Source organism: Nocardioides currus (genome assembly GCF_003057875.1).
GTDB classification, from domain to species: Bacteria; Actinomycetota; Actinomycetes; order Propionibacteriales; family Nocardioidaceae; genus Nocardioides; species Nocardioides currus.
Genome location: NZ_PYXZ01000006.1, coordinates 23856 through 43622, shown reverse-complemented (window position 1 = coordinate 43622; position 19767 = coordinate 23856). Strand labels below are relative to the sequence as shown.

General features: G+C 74.0%; 19 protein-coding genes. 12 read left to right on the top strand and 7 right to left on the bottom strand.

From position 1 onward, the window contains the following. Positions 1 to 21: 21 nt before the first annotated feature. The 7 genes from cobN to C7S10_RS13845 are packed head-to-tail and all read left to right on the top strand — an operon-like array spanning position 22 to position 8247. Entirely contained in the window at positions 22 to 3630 is a 3609-nt protein-coding gene (gene cobN, locus C7S10_RS13875; RefSeq protein WP_108345041.1) for a cobaltochelatase subunit CobN, read from the top strand. Beyond that, complete coding sequence (cobF, locus tag C7S10_RS13870; RefSeq protein ID WP_108345040.1) at positions 3627 to 4334, top strand: precorrin-6A synthase (deacetylating); 708 nt, start codon at positions 3627 to 3629, stop codon at positions 4332 to 4334. Before cobN ends, cobF begins: the two co-directional genes overlap by 4 nt. Next, complete coding sequence (locus tag C7S10_RS13865) at positions 4331 to 4855, top strand: 2'-5' RNA ligase family protein (RefSeq protein WP_108345039.1); 525 nt, start codon at positions 4331 to 4333, stop codon at positions 4853 to 4855. The genes cobF and C7S10_RS13865 overlap by 4 nt, the downstream gene beginning before the upstream one ends. After that, positions 4852 to 6327 (top strand): cobyric acid synthase, encoded by a 1476-nt coding sequence (locus C7S10_RS13860; protein ID WP_108345280.1) that lies wholly within the window; start codon positions 4852 to 4854, stop codon positions 6325 to 6327. The genes C7S10_RS13865 and C7S10_RS13860 overlap by 4 nt, the downstream gene beginning before the upstream one ends. Continuing rightward, positions 6324 to 7043, top strand: a complete 720-nt coding sequence (locus C7S10_RS13855) for a cobalt-precorrin-6A reductase (RefSeq protein WP_108345038.1) — start codon at positions 6324 to 6326, stop codon at positions 7041 to 7043. Before C7S10_RS13860 ends, C7S10_RS13855 begins: the two co-directional genes overlap by 4 nt. After that, positions 7040 to 7564, top strand: coding sequence for a bifunctional adenosylcobinamide kinase/adenosylcobinamide-phosphate guanylyltransferase (locus C7S10_RS13850; protein WP_108345037.1), 525 nt, complete (start codon positions 7040 to 7042; stop codon positions 7562 to 7564). Before C7S10_RS13855 ends, C7S10_RS13850 begins: the two co-directional genes overlap by 4 nt. Beyond that, positions 7561 to 8247 (top strand): (2Fe-2S) ferredoxin domain-containing protein, encoded by a 687-nt coding sequence (locus C7S10_RS13845; RefSeq protein ID WP_243395378.1) that lies wholly within the window; start codon positions 7561 to 7563, stop codon positions 8245 to 8247. Before C7S10_RS13850 ends, C7S10_RS13845 begins: the two co-directional genes overlap by 4 nt. 11 nt (positions 8248 to 8258) lie before the next feature. Here C7S10_RS13845 and C7S10_RS13840 read toward each other — a convergent pair whose 3' ends face one another. Continuing rightward, entirely contained in the window at positions 8259 to 8957 is a 699-nt protein-coding gene (locus C7S10_RS13840; RefSeq protein WP_108345278.1) for a GntR family transcriptional regulator, read from the bottom strand. A 102-nt stretch (positions 8958 to 9059) separates the two neighbouring features. Between C7S10_RS13840 and C7S10_RS13835 the strand changes: the two genes are divergently transcribed. Genes C7S10_RS13835 through C7S10_RS13815 form a run of 5 tightly spaced genes read left to right on the top strand, consistent with a single transcriptional unit; the run spans position 9060 to position 13355 of the window. Beyond that, on the top strand, positions 9060 to 10289 hold the full coding sequence (locus C7S10_RS13835; protein WP_108345036.1) for an NRAMP family divalent metal transporter: 1230 nt from the start codon (positions 9060 to 9062) through the stop codon (positions 10287 to 10289). Between the two features lie 2 nt (positions 10290 to 10291). Further along, positions 10292 to 11074: a LamB/YcsF family protein gene (locus C7S10_RS13830; protein ID WP_108345035.1), complete on the top strand. Its 783-nt coding sequence runs from the start codon at positions 10292 to 10294 to the stop codon at positions 11072 to 11074. 10 nt (positions 11075 to 11084) lie between these two features. Next, complete coding sequence (pxpB, locus tag C7S10_RS13825; protein WP_108345034.1) at positions 11085 to 11693, top strand: 5-oxoprolinase subunit PxpB; 609 nt, start codon at positions 11085 to 11087, stop codon at positions 11691 to 11693. Beyond that, positions 11693 to 12571: a 5-oxoprolinase subunit C family protein gene (locus tag C7S10_RS13820; protein WP_108345033.1), complete on the top strand. Its 879-nt coding sequence runs from the start codon at positions 11693 to 11695 to the stop codon at positions 12569 to 12571. The genes pxpB and C7S10_RS13820 overlap by 1 nt, the downstream gene beginning before the upstream one ends. Positions 12572 to 12578: 7 nt before the next feature. Next, positions 12579 to 13355 carry a putative hydro-lyase gene (locus tag C7S10_RS13815; RefSeq protein ID WP_207769383.1) on the top strand — a complete coding sequence of 259 codons (777 nt, stop codon included), beginning with the start codon at positions 12579 to 12581 and terminating at the stop codon, positions 13353 to 13355. A 149-nt stretch (positions 13356 to 13504) separates the two neighbouring features. Here the strand turns inward: C7S10_RS13815 and C7S10_RS13810 are convergent, their stop codons facing one another. The 6 genes from C7S10_RS13810 to cobBC all read right to left on the bottom strand — a co-directional run bounded on the left by C7S10_RS13810 (position 13505) and on the right by cobBC (position 19759). Further along, on the bottom strand, positions 13505 to 14308 hold the full coding sequence (locus C7S10_RS13810) for a CbtA family protein (RefSeq protein WP_108345032.1): 804 nt from the start codon (positions 14306 to 14308) through the stop codon (positions 13505 to 13507). Then, complete coding sequence (locus C7S10_RS13805; RefSeq protein WP_108345031.1) at positions 14308 to 14526, bottom strand: CbtB domain-containing protein; 219 nt, start codon at positions 14524 to 14526, stop codon at positions 14308 to 14310. Before C7S10_RS13805 ends, C7S10_RS13810 begins: the two co-directional genes overlap by 1 nt. Before the next feature lie 150 nt (positions 14527 to 14676). Next, complete coding sequence (locus C7S10_RS13800) at positions 14677 to 15615, bottom strand: cobalamin biosynthesis protein (RefSeq protein WP_165807152.1); 939 nt, start codon at positions 15613 to 15615, stop codon at positions 14677 to 14679. Beyond that, positions 15612 to 16373, bottom strand: coding sequence for an adenosylcobinamide-GDP ribazoletransferase (locus C7S10_RS13795; RefSeq protein ID WP_108345030.1), 762 nt, complete (start codon positions 16371 to 16373; stop codon positions 15612 to 15614). The genes C7S10_RS13800 and C7S10_RS13795 overlap by 4 nt, the downstream gene beginning before the upstream one ends. A 12-nt stretch (positions 16374 to 16385) precedes the next feature. Beyond that, positions 16386 to 17429, bottom strand: a complete 1044-nt coding sequence (cobT, locus tag C7S10_RS13790; RefSeq protein ID WP_243395377.1) for a nicotinate-nucleotide--dimethylbenzimidazole phosphoribosyltransferase — start codon at positions 17427 to 17429, stop codon at positions 16386 to 16388. Continuing rightward, positions 17426 to 19759 carry a bifunctional hydrogenobyrinic acid a,c-diamide synthase/histidinol phosphate aminotransferase CobBC gene (gene cobBC, locus C7S10_RS13785; RefSeq protein WP_207769382.1) on the bottom strand — a complete coding sequence of 778 codons (2334 nt, stop codon included), beginning with the start codon at positions 19757 to 19759 and terminating at the stop codon, positions 17426 to 17428. Before cobBC ends, cobT begins: the two co-directional genes overlap by 4 nt. Positions 19760 to 19767 lie beyond the last annotated feature (8 nt).

The following is a 19767-nucleotide window of genomic DNA, read 5'->3' as shown; positions in this document are numbered from 1 at the left end:
ACCCCGGAGGAGGAACACGCCGTGCGCATCGCCCTGCTGTCCACGTCCGACACCGACCTGCTCAGCGCCCGGGCCTCCGGCGCCGACTGGGTGCTCTCCAACCCGGCCCGTCCCGGTCACCAGTCGATGGCCGAGGTGATCGAGGGCTGCGACCTCGTCGTCGGCCGCCTGCTGGGCTCCCCGCAGGACCTCTGCTCGGGCTTCACCCGCATCGCCGCGACCGGCCAGCCGGTCATCGTGCTCGGCGGGGAGCAGCAGCCCAGCGCCGAGCTGATGGAGCTCTCGTCGGTGCCGATGGGCGTCGCGACCGAGGCCCACCGCTACCTCGCCGAGGGCGGCCCGGACAACCTGCGCCAGCTGCACGCCTTCCTCTCCGACACGGTCCTGCTGACCGGTGAGGGGTTCGAGGCGCCGGCGGTGCTGCCGCAGTGGGGGTACGCCGCGCGGCCCGCGGTCGACGAGGCGCTCCCGCGGATCGGGGTGCTCTACTACCGCGCCCACGAGGCGAGCGGCAACACCGCCTTCGCCCACGCCCTCGCCGATGCGGTGGACGCGACCGGCCAGGCCGTCGGCGTACCCATCTTCGCGGGCTCGCTGCGCTCCGCGCCCGATGACCTCTTCGACGCCCTCGGCACCCTCGACGCGCTCGTCGTGACCGTGCTCGCCGCAGGCGGCAGCGTGCCGTCGACGGCCAGCGCCGGCGGCGACGACGAGGCGTGGGACGTCGCCCGGATGGCCGCGCTCGACATCCCGATCATCCAAGGACTGTGCCTGACCAGCAGCCGCGCCGAGTGGGAGGCCTCCGACGACGGCGTCTCGCCGCTCGACTCCGCGACCCAGATCGCGATCCCGGAGTTCGACGGCCGGATCATCACCGCGCCGTTCTCCTTCAAGGAGGTCGACGAGGACGGGCTCCCCCACTACGTCGCCGACGCCGAGCGCTGCGCCCGGGTCGCGGGCATCGCCGTCAAGCACGCCCGCCTGCGCTCGCTGCCCAACGCCGAGAAGAAGCTCGCCCTCGTGCTCTCGGCCTACCCCACCAAGCACGCCCGCATCGGCAACGCCGTCGGCCTCGACACCCCGGTCTCCGCGATCCGGCTGCTGCGCACGCTGGCAGCGGAGGGCTACGACCTCGGCACCGACAACGCCGTGGTCGAGATCCTCGGTCGCGACGGCACCGACACCGAGCAGGGCGACGCCCTCATCCACGCGCTGATCGCCGCCGGCGGCCAGGACGAGGAGTGGCTGACCAGCGCGCAGCTCACCGACGCGCACGTGCGGATCAGCGCTGCGGCGTACGACGAGTGGACCCGCGACCTGCCCGAGGACCTGCGCTCCGCGATGGTCGAGGCGTGGGGCCCGGCGCCCGGGAAGCTGTTCGTCAACGACGACGACGAGCTGGTGCTCGCGACGCTGGTGGCGGGCAACGTCGTGCTGCTGATCCAGCCGCCCCGCGGCTTCGGGGAGAACCCGGTCGCGATCTACCACGACCCCGACCTCGCGCCGAGCCACCACTACATCGGCGCCTACCGATGGATCGGCAGTGCTGTCGAGGACGGGGGATTCGGGGCGGACGCGGTCGTGCACCTCGGCAAGCACGGGTCGCTGGAGTGGCTGCCCGGCAAGAACGCCGCCCTCTCCGCGAGCTGCGGCACCGACGCCGCGCTCGGCAGCCTGCCGCTCATCTACCCCTTCCTCGTCAACGACCCAGGCGAGGGGGCGCAGGCCAAGCGCCGCGCCCACGCGACGATCGTCGACCACCTGGTCCCGCCGATGGCCAGGGCCGAGGCGTATGGCGACATCGCCCGCCTCGAGCAGCTGCTGGACGAGCACGCCAACATCGCGGCCATGGACCCGGCCAAGCTGCCGGCCGTCCGCGGCGAGATCTGGACGCTGATGAAGGCGGCCGAGCTGCACCGCGACCTCGGGCTCGACGAGCGGCCCGACGACGAGGACTTCGACGACTTCATCCTGCACATCGACGGCTGGCTCTGCGAGATCAAGGACGCGCAGATCCGCGACGGACTGCACGTCCTCGGGGAGCCGCCCGTCGGGGAACCACGGGTCAACCTGGTGCTCGCGATCCTGCGCGCAGCCCAGGTCTGGGGCGGGGTCGGCAACGCCGTCCCCGGCCTCCGCGCGGCCCTGGGCCTCGTCGACGTCGACGCTGCCACGGGGGCGGACGTCGATGCCTTCGAGGCCCAGGCCCGCGGTCTGGTCGAGCAGATGGAGAAGGCGGGCTGGGACCCGGCCGCCGCGCTCGACCTGCACCCGGACACGGAGGTGCAGCGGGTGCTGGCCTTCGCCGCGACCGAGGTCGTCCCGCGGCTCGCCGGCACCGCCGACGAGCTGACCGCCGTGCTGCACGCCCTCGACGGCGGTTTCATCGCCGCCGGCCCGAGCGGGTCGCCGCTGCGGGGCCTGGTCAACGTCCTCCCGACGGGTCGCAACTTCTACACCGTCGACCCGCGCGCGGTGCCGTCGCGGCTGGCGTGGCAGACGGGCCAGGCGATGGCCGAGTCGCTGGTGCAGCGCTACCTCGACGAGACCGGCGCCTACCCCGCCTCGGTCGGTCTGTCGGTGTGGGGCACCTCCGCGATGCGCACCTCCGGCGACGACGTCGCCGAGGTGCTCGCGCTCCTCGGCGTACGCCCCGAGTGGGACGCCGAGTCGCGTCGCGTGCGCGAGCTGACGGTGGTGCCGCTGGACGAGCTCGGCCGCCCGCGGATCGACGTCACGGTGCGGATCTCCGGCTTCTTCCGTGATGCCTTCCCGCACGTGGTCGCGATGCTCGACGACGCCGTGCGGATGGTGGCCGAGCTGGAGGAGGCCGACGAGGACAACTACGTCCGGGCCCACACCCGCGCCGACCTGGCCGACCACGGCGACGAGCGCCGGGCCACGACGCGCATCTTCGGGTCGAAGCCCGGGTCGTACGGCGCCGGCATCCTCCAGGTCGTCGAGTCGGGCTCGTGGCGCGACGACAACGACCTCGCCGAGGTCTACACCGCGTGGGGCGGCTTCGCCTACGGCCGCGACCTCGACGGGGCACCGGCCGCGGACGACATGCGCGCCAACTACCGCCGGATCAAGGTGGCGGCGAAGAACATCGACAGCCTCGAGCACGACATCGCCGACTCCGACGACTACTTCCAGTACCACGGCGGCATGGTCGCGACGGTGCGGGCGCTGACCGGCTCCGACCCGAAGGCCTACGTCGGCGACTCGACCACGCCCGACGCCGTCCGCACGCGCAGCCTGGCCGAGGAGACCGCGCGCGTCTTCCGCTCCCGCGTGGTCAACCCGCGCTGGATCGCGGCCATGCAGCGCCACGGCTACAAGGGCGCGTTCGAGCTCGCCGCGACCGTCGACTACCTCTTCGGCTTCGACGCGACGGCCGGCGTCGTGCACGACTGGATGTACGAGAAGCTCGCGACGGAGTACGTCCTCGACGAGACCAACCAGCAGTTCCTGCGCACGTCGAACCCGTGGGCCCTGCGCGGCATCGTCGAGCGCCTCCACGAGGCCGCGGACCGCGGGCTGTGGGAGTCGCCCGACCCGGACGTGATGGCCGCGATGCAGGCGGTCTACCTCGAGGTCGAGGGCGACCTGGAGGACGACGGCTCGTGAGGATCCGGGTCGTCGGCGTCGGGATGGGGCCGCAGCACGTCACGGCCGAGGCGGCCGAGGCGATCCGGTCCTGCGACTACGTGATCGCGGCCTCGAAGAACGACGCCGACGGGCTGCTCGCCGTCCGCCGTTCGATCGCTGCGTCGTACGGCGTCGAGGTGGTCGCGGTCCCCGACCCTCCCCGCGAACGCGATGACCCGGCCGACTACCCCGGCGCCGTCCGCGACTGGCACGCGGCCCGCGTCGCGGCGTACGACACGGTGCTGCGCGAGCGTGGCGGGACCGCGGGGTTCCTGGTGTGGGGCGACCCGTCGACGTACGACTCGACCATCCGCATCGTCGAGTCGCTGGGCATCGACTTCGACGTGGTCCCCGGGATCAGTGCGCCGCAGCTGCTCGCCGCCCGGCACCGGATCGTGCTGCACGGCGTCGGGCAGCCGGTGCACGTGACGACCGCGCGTCGCCTGCAGGACGACGTGGCCGCCGGGCAGACCAACCTCGTGGTCATGCTGTCGCGCACCCTCGACCTGACCGGGCTCGACGACTGGTCGATCTGGTGGGGTGCCAACCTCGGCACCGACTCCGAGGAGCTGCTGGCCGGCCGGATCGCCGACGTCGTCGACTCGCTCGAGCCCGCGCGTGAGCGCGCCCGCGATGCCGCCGGCTGGGTGATGGACGTGTGCCTGCTCCGGGCGCCGGCATGAGCCGTCGCCCCGGCCACTCGGTCATCGTGGTCCCGGTGCCCGAGCTCGACGCCGTGGTCCGCGATCGCACGGCGCGCTACGACGACTCCTACGTCTCCACCGACCCCGCCTTCGTCCACGCCCACATCACCCTGCTCGGCCCGTGGCTCGACGAGCCCACCGCGCGGGACCTGGAGACGGTGGAGCGGGTGCTCGCCTCGGAGCCCGCGTTCGACGTCCGGCTGGCGACGCTCGGCGAGTTCCCCGACGGCATCCTCCACCTCCGGCCCGAGCCGGCGGCACCCTTGGCCCGCATGACCTCGCGCCTCGCCGAGGCGTTCCCCCAGACCCCGCCCTACGAGGGTCGCTACCCCGAGGTCGTCCCGCACCTCACGCTCGACCACCGGGCGACCGGCGCCAGCGTCGAGGGCCTGGGCGCCGAGCTCGACCTGCCCGTCACGACCCGGGTCGACCGGGTCGACCTGCAGTGGTGGGCCAACGACGACTGCCGGGTGCTGCGGACGTGGCGGTGGGGCCGATGAGCGGGCTGCTGGTCGCCGGCACGACCTCCGACGCCGGCAAGTCCGTGGTCACCACCGGGTTGTGCCGCGCGTTCGCGCGCCGTGGTGTGGAGGTGGCGCCGTACAAGGCTCAGAACATGTCCAACAATTCGATGGTCTGCGCCGGGCCCGACGGCACGACCGCCGAGATCGGGCGGGCGCAGTGGGTGCAGGCGCTGGCCGCGCGGGTGACGCCCGAGCCCGCCATCAACCCCGTCCTCCTCAAGCCCGGCTCCGACCGGCGCAGCCACGTCGTGCTGATGGGGCAGCCCGCGGGGTCGGTCTCGTCGTCCGACTGGGAGACCGGCCGGCGACACCTGGCGCAGGCCGCCCACGCGGCGTACGACGACCTGTCCTCGCGCTTCGAGGTCGTGGTCGCCGAGGGTGCGGGCAGCCCGACCGAGATCAACCTGCGCGCCGGCGACTACGTCAACATGGGGCTCGCCCGGCACGCCGGCCTGCCGACGGTCGTGGTCGGCGACATCGACCGGGGCGGGGTGTTCGCGGCGATGTTCGGGACGGTCGCGCTGCTGGAGCCCGCGGACCAGGCGCTGGTGGCGGGGTTCGTGGTGAACAAGTTCCGCGGCGACCCCGCGCTCCTCTCCCCCGGGCTCGCCTCGCTGGAGTCCCTGACCGGGCGGCGGGTGTACGGCGTGCTGCCGTGGGACCCGTCGCTGTGGCTCGACTCCGAGGACGCGCTCGACCTCGACGGGCGCCGCGCGACCGGCGGGAGTGCCCGCAAGGTCGCCGTGGTCCGGCTCCCGCGCATCAGCAACTTCACCGACCTCGACGCGCTCGGCCTCGAGCCCGACCTCGACGTCGTCTTCGCCGCCGATCCGCGTGACCTCGCGGACGCCGACCTGGTCGTGCTGCCCGGCACCCGCGCCACGATCAGCGACCTCGCGTGGCTGCGCTCGCGTGGACTCGACCGCGCGATCGTGGCGCACGCCGAGCGCGGCGGGCCCGTCCTCGGGATCTGCGGCGGCTTCCAGATGCTCGGCATGGTCGTCAGCGACCCGCTCGGGGTCGAGGGCGAGCCCTGCACGGTCCCGGGGCTCGGGCTGCTCGACGTGAGCACCACCTTCGGCACCGAGAAGGTGCTCCGCCTCCCGGAGGGTACGGCGCTGGGCGCGCCCGCGTCCGGCTACGAGATCCACCACGGGCGGGTCGGCGTGGGCTCGGGCGAGGAGTTCCTCGGCGGCGCCCGCTCGGGGCCGGTGTTCGGGACGATGTGGCACGGCAGCCTCGAGGGCGACGACCTGCGCCGGGCCTTCCTCGCCGAGACCCTGCGCCTCGCGCCGTCCACGGTGTCGTTCCCGGCCGCGCGAGAGCGTCGGCTCGACCTGCTCGGCGACCTCGTCGAGGAGCACCTCGACGTCGACGCCCTGCTGTGCCTGGCCCGCGACGGCGCGCCGTCCGGTCTCCCGGTCCTTCCGCCCGGAGGTGCGGCATGAGGGTGCTCCTGCTCGGCGGCACCGGCGAGGCGCGTGACCTCGCGGCCCGGCTCGTGGACGCCGACGTCGACGTCACGTCCTCGCTCGCCGGCCGGGTCGCGCGGCCCAGACTGCCGGTCGGCACGGTCCGGATCGGCGGCTTCGGTGGAGCCGACGGGCTCCGCGAGGCCCTGACCGACTACGACGCCGTCATCGACGCCACCCACCCGTTCGCCCGCGGCATCTCGGCCAACGCGGCGGCCGCCTGCACCGACGTCCCGCTGCTCCGGCTCGAGCGGCCGGGGTGGCCGGCCGACCCGTCCTGGCACGTCGTGGACAGCCACGACGCCGCGGCGACCACGACCGCCTCCCTCGGCGAGCGGCCGTTCCTCACGATCGGACGCCAACAGCTCGCCGCGTTCGTACCGCCGCTCGGTGCGCTCCCGGTGCTGGCGCGCGTCGTCGACGTGCCCGACGCTCCCCTGCCCCCGTCGTGGCAGCTGGTCACGGACCGCGGCCCCTACTCGCTCGACGCCGAGCTCGCCGTCATGCGCGAGCACGGCACCGACGTGCTCGCCACCAAGGACTCGGGCGGCGACCTCACCCGGCCCAAGCTGGAGGCGGCCGCCGAGCTCGGCGTGGCCGTCGTCGTCGTACGCCGCCCACCCGCGCCCGCCGGGGTGCGGACCGTCCACGAGGTCGCCGACGCCGTCCGATGGATCGAGGAGCTGACATGAGGGTGCTGGTCACCGGCGGGGTCCGGTCGGGGAAGTCGCGGCACGCCGAAGCGCTGCTTGCCGACCGGTCGTCCGTGTCGTACGTCGCCCCGGGCCCCACCACCGCCGAGGACCCCGACCCCGACTGGGCCGTGCGGATCGCCGCGCACCAGCTGCGGCGACCGGCGACCTGGACGACGGTCGAGACGCACGACCTGGCCGCGGCGCTGGACCGCAGCGGGCCGGTGCTCGTCGACTGCCTGGGCACCTGGCTGACCGCCGTCCTCGACGAGCGCCGGCTCTGGGACGCCCCCTCCGACGAGGTCGGACTCTTCGTCGACGGGCTGCTCGACCAGGTGGTGACCGTGCTGGCGACCCGCGCCGACGTGGTGCTCGTGACCAACGAGGTGGGGCTGGGCGTCGTCCCGTCCCACCGCTCCGGGCGCCTGTTCCGCGACCTGCTCGGGACGGTCAACCAGCGGGTCGCGACGGCGTGCGACGAGGTGCACCTCGTCGTTGCCGGGCGGGTGATCCGGCTGTGACCCTCGTCCTGGTCGGCATGTCCGTCACCGACGTCGACCGCCGCGAGTCACTGCTCTCGGCGGCCGCGGATCGCGGCGCGAGCGTGGCCTTCCTGCAGATGGGCGACCCGTCGCTGTCACGCGAGCTGACGCGGCTGGCGGACCTCGGCGTCGGACGGATCACGCTCGTCGGAGTCGACCTCGGTCCCCTCGCGCCCGCGCACTCGTGGCTGCGGCGGATCGCCGGGCACTGGTGGCGCGAGCGGTCGGGCGAGCGGCCGACGCTCGAGGTCGCGACGCGGCTGGCGTCGTCGCTGTCCTCGATCGATGACGTCGTCGCGGAGGTCAAGCCGATCACCGGCTCCGAGCCGGGCCTCACGTCGGCGGCCTGGGAGGACGTCGGCGGCCACCGCCGGCAGGTGCTGGTCTGCCGCGGCCCGCGCTGCACGGCCCAGGGCGGCGAGGACACGATGCGCGCGCTCGTGCTGGCGACGATGGAGGCCGGCCTCGGCGACGACGACCTGCTGATCACCCACACCGGCTGCCAGTTCCCGTGCAACCAGGCGCCGGTGGTGAGCGTCCAGCCCGACGACGTCTGGTACGGCGACGTCCACCCCGCCGCCGCGCGCGCGATCGCCCTCGAGCACCTCGCCGGCGGCGTACCGCTCGAGAGCCACCGGCTGCCGCGGTCGTCCCCGGGGTAGCCACTGGCAGATCAGCCGGTGTAGGCCTCGACCAGCTGGGCCTCGGCGACCCCGAGGTAGTCGTCCAGCGCATCCGCCGCCGCGTCCCACGACCCGGCGACGAGCAGGTCGAGGATCCGCCGGTTGTCGGCGAGGTAGGGCTCGTGGAACGTCTGGGGCGCGCCCATGACGTGGAAGACCAGCCGCAGCTCGGCGAGCACGTGCTGCATCGCCTCGTCGACGCGCGGGCTGTCGGCGAGCGCGGCCACCGTCTGGTGGAAGTGCATGTTGGCCGTGCCGACGTCGACCCAGCGCGACTCCGCACCGGCGTGCTCGCCCTCCTCGACCGCCTGGCGCACGAGGTCGAGGCGGGCATCGCGGGTCGCCGCGTCGAGCCGCGCGGCCTGGCGGATCGCCGACACCTCGAGGATGCGGCGGAAGCGGTAGAGGTCGTGGACGTCGGCGACGCTCAGGCGGCGTACGAACACCCCACGGTTGAACTCGTGGACGAGCAGACGCTCGTGCGTCAGCAACCGGAAGGCCTCGCGCAGGGTGTTGCGCGAGACGCCCAGGGCACTGCCGATGTCCTCCTCGGACAGGCGGGTGCCGGGCAGCAGCCGGCCCTCGGTGATGTGCGCGCGCAGGATCTCCGCCACCCGGCCGGCCGTGCTGGCCCGGGTCAGCGACGCCCGCTCGGCGGAGAGGCTCGCGACCCACTCACTCGTCGTCACGCCCGCAGTGTAGATCAACGGAAGTATTGACAGATTGTTGAACAATCCTGCATGGTCGTTGTGACGGGGCTCACCCAGCAGCCAGCAGTGGAGGACTCACCCATGGACGACCACCCGACCGTGCAGACCGAGACGAACACGACGGCGAGAGCGACGCGCGGAGCACTCGTCGGCGCCATGTTCCTGATGGCCACCAGCGCCATCGGACCGGGCTTCATCACCCAGACCACGGTGTTCACCGACCAGCTCGGCGCCGCGTTCGCCTTCGCGATCGTCGTCTCGATCCTGGTCGACATCGCCGTGCAGCTGAACGTCTGGCGCGTCATCGGCGTCTCCGGCCTGCACGCTCAGGACCTGGCCAACAAGGTCGCCCCCGGCGCGGGGTACGTCCTGGCGGCACTCGTGGTGCTCGGCGGCCTGGTCTTCAACATCGGCAACATCGGTGGCACGGCGCTGGGCATGAACGCGATGTTCGGCATGGACGTGAAGCTCGGCGGCGCGATCTCGGCGCTGGTCGCGATCGGGATCTTCCTGAGCAAGCGCGCGGGCGTCGCGATGGACCGCATCGTCGTCGTGCTGGGCGTCCTGATGATCGCGATGGTGCTCTACACCGCGATCGTCTCCGACCCGCCGGTCGGCCAGGCCCTCAAGCAGAGCGTGCTGCCCGACGACATCGACTTCCTGATCATCACCACCCTCATCGGCGGGACGGTCGGTGGTTACATCACCTACGCCGGCGCGCACCGCATCGTCGACTCCGGCATCACCGGACCCGACCAGGTCGCCCAGATCAGCCGCGGCAGCATCACCGGCATCCTGGTCACCGGCGTCATGCGGGTGCTGCTGTTCCTCGCCGTCCTCGGCGTTGTCACCGGTGGCGCCGTGCTGGCCGCCGACAACCCGCCGGCCTCGGCGTTCCAGAGCGCCCTCGGCGACGTCGGCGTCCGGGTCTTCGGCGTCATCCTGTGGGCCGCCAGCATCACCTCGGTGATCGGGGCGTCCTACACCTCCGTCTCCTTCCTCTCCGGGCTCCTCAAGGGCAACGACCGTCGTCGCAACTTCGCGGTGGTCGGCTTCATCGCCGTCTGCACGGCCCTCTTCCTGGCCCTCGGCAAGGCGCCCGTCACCCTGTTGGTGCTCGCCGGCGCACTCAACGGGCTGATCCTCCCCGTCGGCCTCGCGGTGATCCTCTGGGTCGCGGCCCGCCGCTGGCAGGACCTGCTCGGCGGCTACCGCTACCCGCGGTGGCTGCTCGTCATCGGCGTCCTCGTCTGGGCGCTGACCGTCTACCTCGGCTACGAGTCGCTCGGCGGCATCAAGGACCTGTGGTGACCATGTCGGACGGCACGGTGCGGATCGACCTCAACGCCGACCTCGGGGAGGGGTACGGCGCCTGGACCCTCGGCGACGACGACGCCCTGCTCGACCTGGTGACCAGCGCCAACGTCGCGTGCGGCTTCCACGCCGGCGACCCGACGTCGCTGCGGCACGTCTGCGAGCGGGCGGCAGAGCGTGGCGTGGTGATCGGCGCCCAGGTCGGCTACCACGACCTCGCCGGCTTCGGCCGCCGGTTCATCGACATGGTGCCCGCCGACCTGACCAACGACGTGCTCTACCAGGTCGGCGCCCTCGAGGCGTTCGCCCGCGTGGCCGGCACCCGCGTGCAGTACGTCAAGCCGCACGGTGCCCTCTACAACGCGATCGTCCACCACGAGGCGCAGGCCGCGGCGGTGGTCGAGGCCGTGCTCCGCTACGACCCCACCCTCCCCGTCCTGGGCCTGCCCGGATCGGTCTTCCTCGCCCTCGCCGCGGACGCCGGCCTGACCACCGTCCCGGAGGCCTTCGCCGACCGCGCGTACACCCCCGAGGCCACGCTGGTCTCTCGGCGTGAGCCCGGTGCCGTGCTCCACGACGCCGACGCCGTCGCTCGACGGTGCGTGCGGATGGCGACCGAGGGCTCGGTCGAGGCCGTCGACGGCACCATCGTCGAGGTCCGGGCCGCGTCGCTGTGCGTCCACGGCGACAGCCCCGGCGCCGTGGAGATGGCCGGCCGTGTGAAGGCCGCGCTGCGCGACACCGGTGTCGAGGTCGCGCCGTTCGTGGGTGGACCGGCGTGAGGGGGGCCCGATGAGGACCCTGCGCTGCGCGGACGCCGGCCTGCTCGTCGAGCTCGCCGACCTCGACGAGGTGCTCGCCCTCTACGCGGAGCTCGTCGACGCCCCTCCCCCGGGCGTCGTCGACCTCGTGCCCGCCGCCCGCACGTTGATGCTGACCATCGACCCGGCCCTCACCGACGTGGCCGAGGTCGAGCGTGCCGTCCGTGCGACCCGTCCGCAGCGCGGCACCCGTCCCGACGCCGGCCTCGTCGAGGTGCCGGTGACCTACGACGGCGAGGACCTCGCCGAGGTGGCCGAGCTGACCGGGCTCGGCGAGCGCGGCGTCGTCGAGGCGCACACCGGGCAGGAGTGGACGGTCGCGTTCTGCGGCTTCGCTCCCGGCTTCGGCTACCTCGTCGGCACGGACGAGCGCCTCCACGTGCCCCGGCGCAGCAACCCGCGCACCAAGGTCCCCGCCGGCGCGGTCGCGCTGGCCGGCGAGTTCGCCGGCGTCTACCCGCGGGAGTCCCCGGGCGGATGGCAGCTCATCGGCCACACCAGCCTCCGCGCCTGGGACCTCGACCGCGATCCGCCGGCCCTGCTCGTGCCCGGCGCGCGCGTCCGGTTCGTGGAGGCGTGATGGGCTCCTTCGACGTGCTCGCCACCGGTCCGCTCGCCACCGTGCAGGACCTCGGTCGTCCCGGCCTGGCCTCCCTCGGCGTCGGGCGGTCCGGCGCCGCCGACCGCGACGCGCTGCGGCTGGCCAACCGCCTGGTCGGCAACGAGGAGGGTGCGGCCTCTCTCGAGGTCACCTTCGGCGGGCTGGCCGTGCGCTCGTCGGGCGGCGCGACGGTGGCCCTGACGGGCGCCCCCTGCCCCATGCACATCGACGGGCGGCAGGTCTCGCCGTACGCCGCCGTGTTCGTGCCCGACGGTGCCGAGCTGCGCCTCGAGGCGCCGGAGTCGGGACTGCGCAGCTACCTCGCCGTCCGCGGCGGCATCGACGTCGCGCCCGTGCTGGGCTCGCGGTCCACCGACACGATGGCCGGCCTGGGACCCGACCCCCTATCGTCCGGTGATGTGCTGGCGATCGGCGCCGCCCGCGGCCCGGTCCCCGGGGTCGACGTGGCGGCGGTCCGCCGACCCGCGACCGGCGAGGTCTCGCTGCGGGTCGTGCCGGGGCCGCGCGCCGACTGGTTCACGCAGGACGCGCTCGAGACGCTGCTCTCCTCGCCGTACGACGTCACCTCCGACAGCAACCGGGTCGGGATGCGACTGTCCGGAGCGGTGCTCGATCGGGCCCGCGACGGCGAGCTCCCGAGCGAGGGGATGGTCCCCGGCGCCCTGCAGGTGCCGCCCTCGGGACAGCCCACGCTCTTCCTGGCCGACCACCCGGTGACCGGCGGCTACCCCGTCATCGGTGTCGTGGTCGGCGCCGACCTCGGCCTCGCCGCGCAGGCGCGACCGGGCCAGCAGCTCCGATTCCGACGCAGCACTCCGACCCCACACGCGAGGTGAGCACGACATGTCCGCACTCCTGACCCCCGACGAGGCTCGGGCCCGGTTCCGGTCCGGCGTGAAGGAGCCCACCGCCGGCTGGTCGGCCGGCTGGACCCAGGCCAACCTGATCGCGCTGCCGCGCGACCTGGCCTACGAGTTCCTGCTCTTCGCGCAGCGCAACCCCAAGCCGTGCCCGGTCCTCGACGTCACCGAGCCGGGCGCGACGAGCAGCCCGCTGTTCTCCGGCGACCTGCGCACCGACCTGCCCGGCTATCGCATCTACGAGCACGGGGAGCTGGTGGCCGAGGTCGACGACGTGACCGACCTGTGGCGCGAGGACCTGGTCGCGTTCCTGGTCGGGTGCAGCTTCACCTTCGAGGCGGCGCTGCTGGAGGCGGGCGTGCCGGTGCGGCACCACGAGGCCGGCAGCAACGTCCCGATGTACAGCACCTCCGTCGAGTGCCGGCCCGCGGGCTCACTGTCGGGTCCGCTGGTGGTCTCGATGCGACCCGTCCCCGCCGGGCAGGTCGCCGACGCGGTGCGGGTGACCTCCCGCTACCCCGCCGTCCACGGCGCGCCGGTGCACGTGGGCGACCCCGCCGCGCTCGGCATCCGCGACCTCGACGCCCCCGACTTCGGTGACCCGGTCGAGGTGCGGTCGGGCGAGGTGCCGGTCTTCTGGGCGTGCGGCGTCACGCCGCAGGCCGCCGTCATGCGATCCCGCCCGCCGTTCGCGATCGGGCACGCACCCGGCCACATGGCCATCACCGACGCGCGCGACAGCGACTACCTCGTGCCGTGATCTCGCCGCCGCCCCGGTTGGCAGGTGCATACCGAATCACTGGATTTCCCGGCCGATGGCTCCGAGGTAGGTAGGTGGTTACCTACCTCGCCGGGTCGACCCCCAGATATCCGGGATCTGGTATCCACCTGCTTACCTGGATTGCCCCCTCACAGGCTGGCGGCCAGCTCCCGACGCTGCGCGACGGCGGTCTCCTGCGCGTAGAGGCGCGACACAAGCCCGGTGAGCACGACGCCGAGCACGCCCCACAAGGTGGCGAGCGTGATCAGCGACGACCGGCGGAAGAACCACAGGGTGTCGGCCGGGAAGTCGCCGACCTCGTTGACCGTCGCGAACAGCTGCCCGGCGACGACCACGACGAGGAGGTACGCCGCAGCGCCGCCGACCACCCCGGCGTACGTCCCGAACCGCTCGCGCAGCCGGAGACCGCCGTACGTCGCGAGCACGGCCGCGAGCACGGAGACGACCAGGAACCCGAAGTAGAGGCCGGTCCGGTCACCGATCGTGTCGCCGGACCCCACGGCGGGCGGGGTGGCGGGGTACTTGAGGAACGGCACCAACGCGACCGACACGAACCCGATCAGGGCGACCAGTGCGGTCGACTGGCCGGGCAGCATCCGACCGAGGCGACCGAGGGTGCCGGCCGCGACCAGCGCGACCAGGCCGCCGAGGGCGACACCCACCGCGAGCGAGCCGGTCAGCAGGCCCCACGTGCGCTGGGTGCCACGGGAGATCTCGGTCCCACCCTCGTCGCCGTGGCTGTGGCCGCCGGCGGCCTCGTCGTCGTGGGAGTGGCTGTGCCCGTCGTCGGCGGCGGCCGGTGCCGCGCTCTCCTCGAGGGAGATGGCGGCCTCGACCTGCGGCTCCCCGACCTGGTGGGCGACGAGGAAGGTGACGAGGCCGGCGAGCAGGCCCGCGAGGAGTCCGCGGACCAGGAAGGCGCGGGCGCCCATCAGTGGCAGGGGTAGCCGAGCAGGTGACGCGCGTCGTGCACCCACTCGTGGACCGCGGTGCCCGCGGGGATCGACACGGCGCCCTGGTCGGCGCTCACGAAGAACAGGATCAGCGTCCCGAGCAGTCCGAAGAACAGCGCCCACGGGGCGAGCTCGCGGAGCGGGATGACGGGGAGTGCGGGTGCGCCGGTGACCGGCGCCGCAACGGGGTGCGACATGTGTCCTCCTCAGGGATCAGTGCGTCCCTGCTTGATGGGGTTGGACGACCATGCGGGTCTGACTCCACCGCTCATCGGTGCTGCTGAGGCGGTGTCACAGTAGCGCGACTGTGCCGGATTCCCACCGGCTTCCACATGGACGCGTGCGGCTCACCCTAGCGGACTTCGACGCCGGATGGACCACCCGCCACGGAGCGAAATCACGGCCGCGACCAGGGCCGCTCCGAGGCCCGTCCGCCGCGCCAGCACGGTGGATCGGACGATGTCGTCGGGACGCACCGCGCGCCCGTCGCCCAACACCGCGCGGTGCTCGACGCGGTCGCCGTAGTAGGTGTTCGTGCCGCCCAGCCGGACGCCCAGCGCGCCCGCGAACGCCGCCTCGACCACTCCCCCGTTGGGGCTCGGGTGGGCGGACGCGCCGCGTCGCCAGGCGTACGCCGCGGCGCGCGCGTTCGGCGGATCGGACGCCATCACCAGCAGGCCGCTGAGGCGCGAGCCCGGCAGGTTGAGCAGGTCGTCGAGACGGGCGGAGGCCCAGCCGTAGCGCTCGTACCTCGCGTTGTGGTGCCCGACCATCGCGTCGAGGGTGTTGGCCGCGCGATAGCCCAGCAGCCCGGGCACCCCGAGCAGTGCGCCCCACACCAGCGGCGCGACCACGGCGTCGGAGGTGTTCTCCGCGACCGACTCCACGACCGCTCGTGCGACCTCCGACTTGTCGAGTGCGGCGGTCTCGCGGCCGACGAGGTGCGTCAGGCGCTGTCGAGCGGCAGGCAGGTCGCCGGCAGCCAGATGGGTGTGCACGGCGAGGGCCTCCCGCTCGAGGGAACGACCGCCGAGCACGGCCCAGGTCGCGGCCGCCGTGGTGAGCGTCCGGGGCAGCCGACGCTCGGCCACGAGCCCGAGGGCCACGGACCCGCCGACCAGGACGGCGGAGTGGGCGACTCCGCGGGCACGCGAGTCGGCGTACAACCGGCGCTCCAGCGCGGCCGCAGTGGTGCCCAACCCGGCGACCGGGTGGAAGCGGCGCGGGTCGCCGAGCAGCCGGTCGGCCGCGAAGCCGAGCAGCAGACCGGCGGCGCGTGCCCTCACGCCAACGCCACCAGCATCGCCGCGAGCGCCAGCTCGATGGACGCCCCGAAGACGTCGCCCGTGACGCCGCCGAAGCGACGGTTGGCCCGGGCGATCAGCACGATCACCGCGGCGAGCGCGACGAGAGCGGCCACCGCTCCGCGCCACCACGGCAGGCCGATCCACACCGCGAGGGCCGCCAGCACGATGCCGGTCACGAGCCACACGAGCCGGCAGACGAACACCGGCACGGTCTGGGTGTACGTCGCTCCGAGCCCGTCCTCGCGAGCGGACGGCACCCCCCGCATGCAGCAGGCGGCGAGCGCCGCCCGCGAGAGGCACACCACGGCTCCGGCGACGACAGCGCCGCGCCACGAGGCCGAGAGCAGCGAGGCGACCGCGGCCGCCTGCAGCCCGATGACCAGGACGGTCGCCACGACCCCGGCAGGCCCGGAGGTGCCGGACTTCATCACCTCGAGCGAGCGTTCGCGGTCGTACGACGCGGCCAGCCCGTCGACGGTGTCGGAGAGTCCGTCGAGGTGGAACGCGCGGTTGCCGAGGACCGCGGCGCCGATCGCGAGCAGCGCGGTGACGAGTGACGGCAGGTCCAGGCCGTGACCGGCCAGACCGACCGCGGCGACGAGGAGACCGATCGGGAGCACGGCGAGGGGTGCGAGCACCATCGCCAGGGCGGCCCGCCGCCGGTCGACGGTGGTCGGCGGTCGGACCGGGACGGCGGTCAGCGTCCCGACCGCGAGCCGCCAGGAGTCGGCGAGCATCGAGCTCCTCTCCTACACACCGAGCTCGGAGAGCAGGGCCACATCGCGCAGCAGGGCGGTGGCGCTGCGCACCACCGGCACCGCCGCGACGGCCCCCGAGCCCTCGCCGAGCCGCAGCCCGAGGTCGAGGAGGGGTTCGAGCCCGAGCTTGGAGAGGGCGAGCGACTGGGCGGGCTCGGTGGAGCGGTGGCCGGCGGCGAACCACTGCGCGGCGCCGGGCGCGATCCGGTCGGCGGTGAGGGCGCAGGCGACGCTCATCAGTCCGTCGAGCAGCACCGGCACGCCCTCCCGCGCGGCGGTGAGCAGGAACCCGGTGCTGGCCGCGAGGTCGGCGCTGCCGAGGGCGGCCAGGGTCTCGACCGGGTCGTCCGTGCGAGCGCCGGCACGGACCAGGGCGGCGTCGATGACCGTCGTCTTGTGCAGCAGCGCGGCGTCGTCGATGCCGGTCCCGCGGCCCACCACCTCGGACGCCGGGACGCCCAGCCCGGCGGCCACGAGCGCGGCCGCAGGGGTGGTGTTGCCGATGCCCATGTCGCCGCTGATCAGCAGCTGGGCCCCGGCCGCGATCTCCTCGTGCGCGACCGCCGCGCCGGCCTCGAGCGCAGCGTGCGTCTCGTCGGCGGTGAGTGCGTCCTCGAGATGGATCGCGCCGCTGCCGCGGCGGACCTTGTGCGCAGTCAGCGCGCTCCGGACGTCATCGGGGAGGTCGGCGAAGTCCTCGTCGACGCCGAGGTCGAGCACCCGCACGGCCACCCCGTGGGCGTCGGCCAGCGCGCTCACGCCGGCCTTGCCGAGCAGGAAGGTGCGCACCATCGCGCCGGTGATGGCGGGCGGGAACGCCGAGACCCCGTGGCCGGCGACGCCGTGGTCGCCCGCGAAGATCACCAGCCGCACCGAGTCGACCGGCGCCGGCGGCACCTGGCCCTGACAGGCCGCGACCCACACCGCGAGGTCGCCGAGCCGTCCGAGGGCACCGGGCGGGGTCGCGAGCGCGGCGAGTCGTTCGGTCGCCGCGGCCCGGGCGTCGGCGGAGGGGGTCGTCAGGACGGAGGTCACAGTCGGGTCCTTCGGTCGAGGGCGGCGAGGAGGAGGTCGGTGGTCGGCTCGGGTCGCACGGCGATCCGCGCCCAGGTCGGGTCGAGCCCGGGGAACGTGTCGCAGCGGCGTACGGCGATGCCCTGCTCGCGCAGGAACAGCCGGTCGGCGCCGAGGCGGGCCAGCACGAAGGGGGCGCTGGACGGGACGTGCTCGATCCCGCGCTCGCCCAGTCCCGCGACGAGGTGGTCGCGCCACCGCCCGATCGCCCGGGCACGTCCCTCCGACTCGGCGGCGGCGTCCTCGGAGGTGCAAGCCACGATCGCGGCGACGGCGGTGCCCGCGACCGACCACGGCGTCTGGAGGCGCGCGAGGTCGCGGACGAGGGTGGGGTCGCCGGCGACGTACCCCGCCCGAACCCCCGGGATCGACCAGTGCTTGGTGAGGCTGCGGACAACGACGAGCCCGTCGTGGCGCGCACGCACCAGGGACTCGGCCTCGCCCGGGACCGCGTCCATGAAGGCCTCGTCGACCACGACGACCCGGCCGGGCCGCAGCAGCCCCTCGATCACCGTGGCCGGGTGCAGCACGCCCGTCGGGTTGGTCGGGTTGCCGATCACGACGAGGTCCGCCTCGTCGGGGACCGCGTCGGGGTCGAGGGTGAAGTCGGGGCGGCACACGACCGGGTGGACGCGGTGCCCGGCCTGCTCCAGCGCGGCGTGCGGCTCGGTGAACTGCGGGTGCACGACGACCGGGTGCTGCCAGTCACGCAGCCGCGCGACGAGGGTGAAGGCCTCGGCGGCGCCGGCGGTCGGGAGCACGTCAGCCCCGTCGCGGGACAGGTGGCGCTCGAGGGCGGTCGTCGCGAGCCTCGCGTCCGGATAGGCCGCGCTCTCCAGCGACTCGTGGAGCGCACGGTCCAGCCAGGCCGGCCGCGGCTCGGGGAAGACGTTGACGGCGAAGTCGAGCAGCCCGTCGACCTCGGTGTCGCCGTGGTGGCGCAGCGGGTCGATCGAGTCGTGTGGCGTCGCGGCGTGGGCCGCGTCGGCGAACCGCTGCGCCAGCTGCGGGTGCCCGGCCCAGTGCACGTGCAGGTAGGACGCATGGATCGTGTCGATCGCGAACCCGGTGGCGTGCCCGTCGATGTCCCACGCCGTCCCGTCGCGGTCGACCGAGGTCTTGTGGAACTCGTGGCCGGTGACCTCCTCCCCCACGCGCGTCAGCAGCGAGTCGGTGGTCGCGGTGGCCGTCGGGTAGCGCAGGGTCAGGCGCTGGGCCATCGCGGCGGCGGTCGGGAGGACGCCGGCCATCGGCACGCCGTCGAGGGTCTCGGCGAGGTAGAGCAGCCCGGCGCACTCCGCGACGGTCGGGACGCCCGCCCGCACCGCGCGCGCCAGGTCGTCGAGCAGCGGCCGGTTGGCGGCCAGCTCGGCGGCGTACACCTCGGGAAAGCCACCGCCGAGGTAGATCCCGCCCGTGCCCGCCGGCAGCGTGCGGTCGAGGAGCGGGTCGAAGGTGACCACCTGGCAGCCGGCCGCCGCGAGCAGCTCCTCGGTCTCGGGGTAGCGGAAGGTGAAGGCGCGTCCGCCCGCGACGGCGACGACCGGCCTCTGACCGCTGGTCGAGCGCCTGATCTCCGCGGTCGGGTCCCACGCCTCCCCCTCGAGGTCGGGCGCCGACCGGGCGACCGCGAGCAGCGCCTCGAGGTCGAGGTACTTCGCCACCTGCTCGCCCAGTCGGGCGACCATCGCCACCGACTCCTCGCGCTCGGCCGCGGTGACGAGGCCGAGGTGGCGCGAGGGCGTGGCGAGCTGCTCGTCGCGAGGCAGCATCCCGATCACGGGCAGGTCGAGCGCGCCGCGGATCTCCTCGGTGTTGCGGTCGGACCGCGCGCCGTTGAGGACGACGCCGACGACGTCGATGGAGGGGTCGTACGCCGCCATGCCGGCCGCGATCGCCGCGACCGAGCGCGACTGGCCGGCGATGTCGAGCACCAGCACGACGGGAGAGGCGGTCAGCCGTGCGACGTGGGCGGTCGAGCTGAAGCCGCCCGTCCCGAGGCGCCCGTCGAAGAGACCCATCACTCCCTCGATCACCGCGACGTCGGCGCCGGCCGCGCCGTGGAGCAGCAGCGGGACGATCCGCTCCTCGCCGACGAGGTGCGGGTCGAGGTTGCGACCGGGCCGTCCGGAGGCGAGCGCGTGGTAGCCGGGGTCGATGTAGTCGGGCCCGACCTTGTGCCCGCTCACCTCGTGCCCCGCGGCGCGCAACGCGGCCAGCAGGCCCGTGGCGATCGTCGTCTTGCCCTGCCCGGTGGACGGAGCGGCGACGACCAGGCGCGGCAGTGACACAGGGAGGG

Excerpts from the sequence above, each read along its gene's own strand:
- C7S10_RS13865 (WP_108345039.1), top strand. The coding sequence starts at position 4,331 with ATGAGCCGTCGCCCCGGCCACTCGGTCATCGTGGTCCCGGTGCCCGAG.
- pxpB (WP_108345034.1), top strand. The coding sequence starts at position 11,085 with ATGAGGACCCTGCGCTGCGCGGACGCCGGCCTGCTCGTCGAGCTCGCC.
- C7S10_RS13855 (WP_108345038.1), top strand. The coding sequence starts at position 6,324 with ATGAGGGTGCTCCTGCTCGGCGGCACCGGCGAGGCGCGTGACCTCGCG.
- C7S10_RS13795 (WP_108345030.1), bottom strand. The coding sequence starts at position 16,373 with ATGCTCGCCGACTCCTGGCGGCTCGCGGTCGGGACGCTGACCGCCGTC.
- C7S10_RS13820 (WP_108345033.1), top strand. The coding sequence starts at position 11,693 with ATGGGCTCCTTCGACGTGCTCGCCACCGGTCCGCTCGCCACCGTGCAG.
- C7S10_RS13860 (WP_108345280.1), top strand. The coding sequence starts at position 4,852 with ATGAGCGGGCTGCTGGTCGCCGGCACGACCTCCGACGCCGGCAAGTCC.
- C7S10_RS13830 (WP_108345035.1), top strand. The coding sequence starts at position 10,292 with ATGTCGGACGGCACGGTGCGGATCGACCTCAACGCCGACCTCGGGGAG.
- C7S10_RS13815 (WP_207769383.1), top strand. The coding sequence starts at position 12,579 with ATGTCCGCACTCCTGACCCCCGACGAGGCTCGGGCCCGGTTCCGGTCC.
- C7S10_RS13850 (WP_108345037.1), top strand. The coding sequence starts at position 7,040 with ATGAGGGTGCTGGTCACCGGCGGGGTCCGGTCGGGGAAGTCGCGGCAC.
- C7S10_RS13835 (WP_108345036.1), top strand. The coding sequence starts at position 9,060 with ATGGACGACCACCCGACCGTGCAGACCGAGACGAACACGACGGCGAGA.
- C7S10_RS13810 (WP_108345032.1), bottom strand. The coding sequence starts at position 14,308 with ATGGGCGCCCGCGCCTTCCTGGTCCGCGGACTCCTCGCGGGCCTGCTC.
- C7S10_RS13805 (WP_108345031.1), bottom strand. The coding sequence starts at position 14,526 with ATGTCGCACCCCGTTGCGGCGCCGGTCACCGGCGCACCCGCACTCCCC.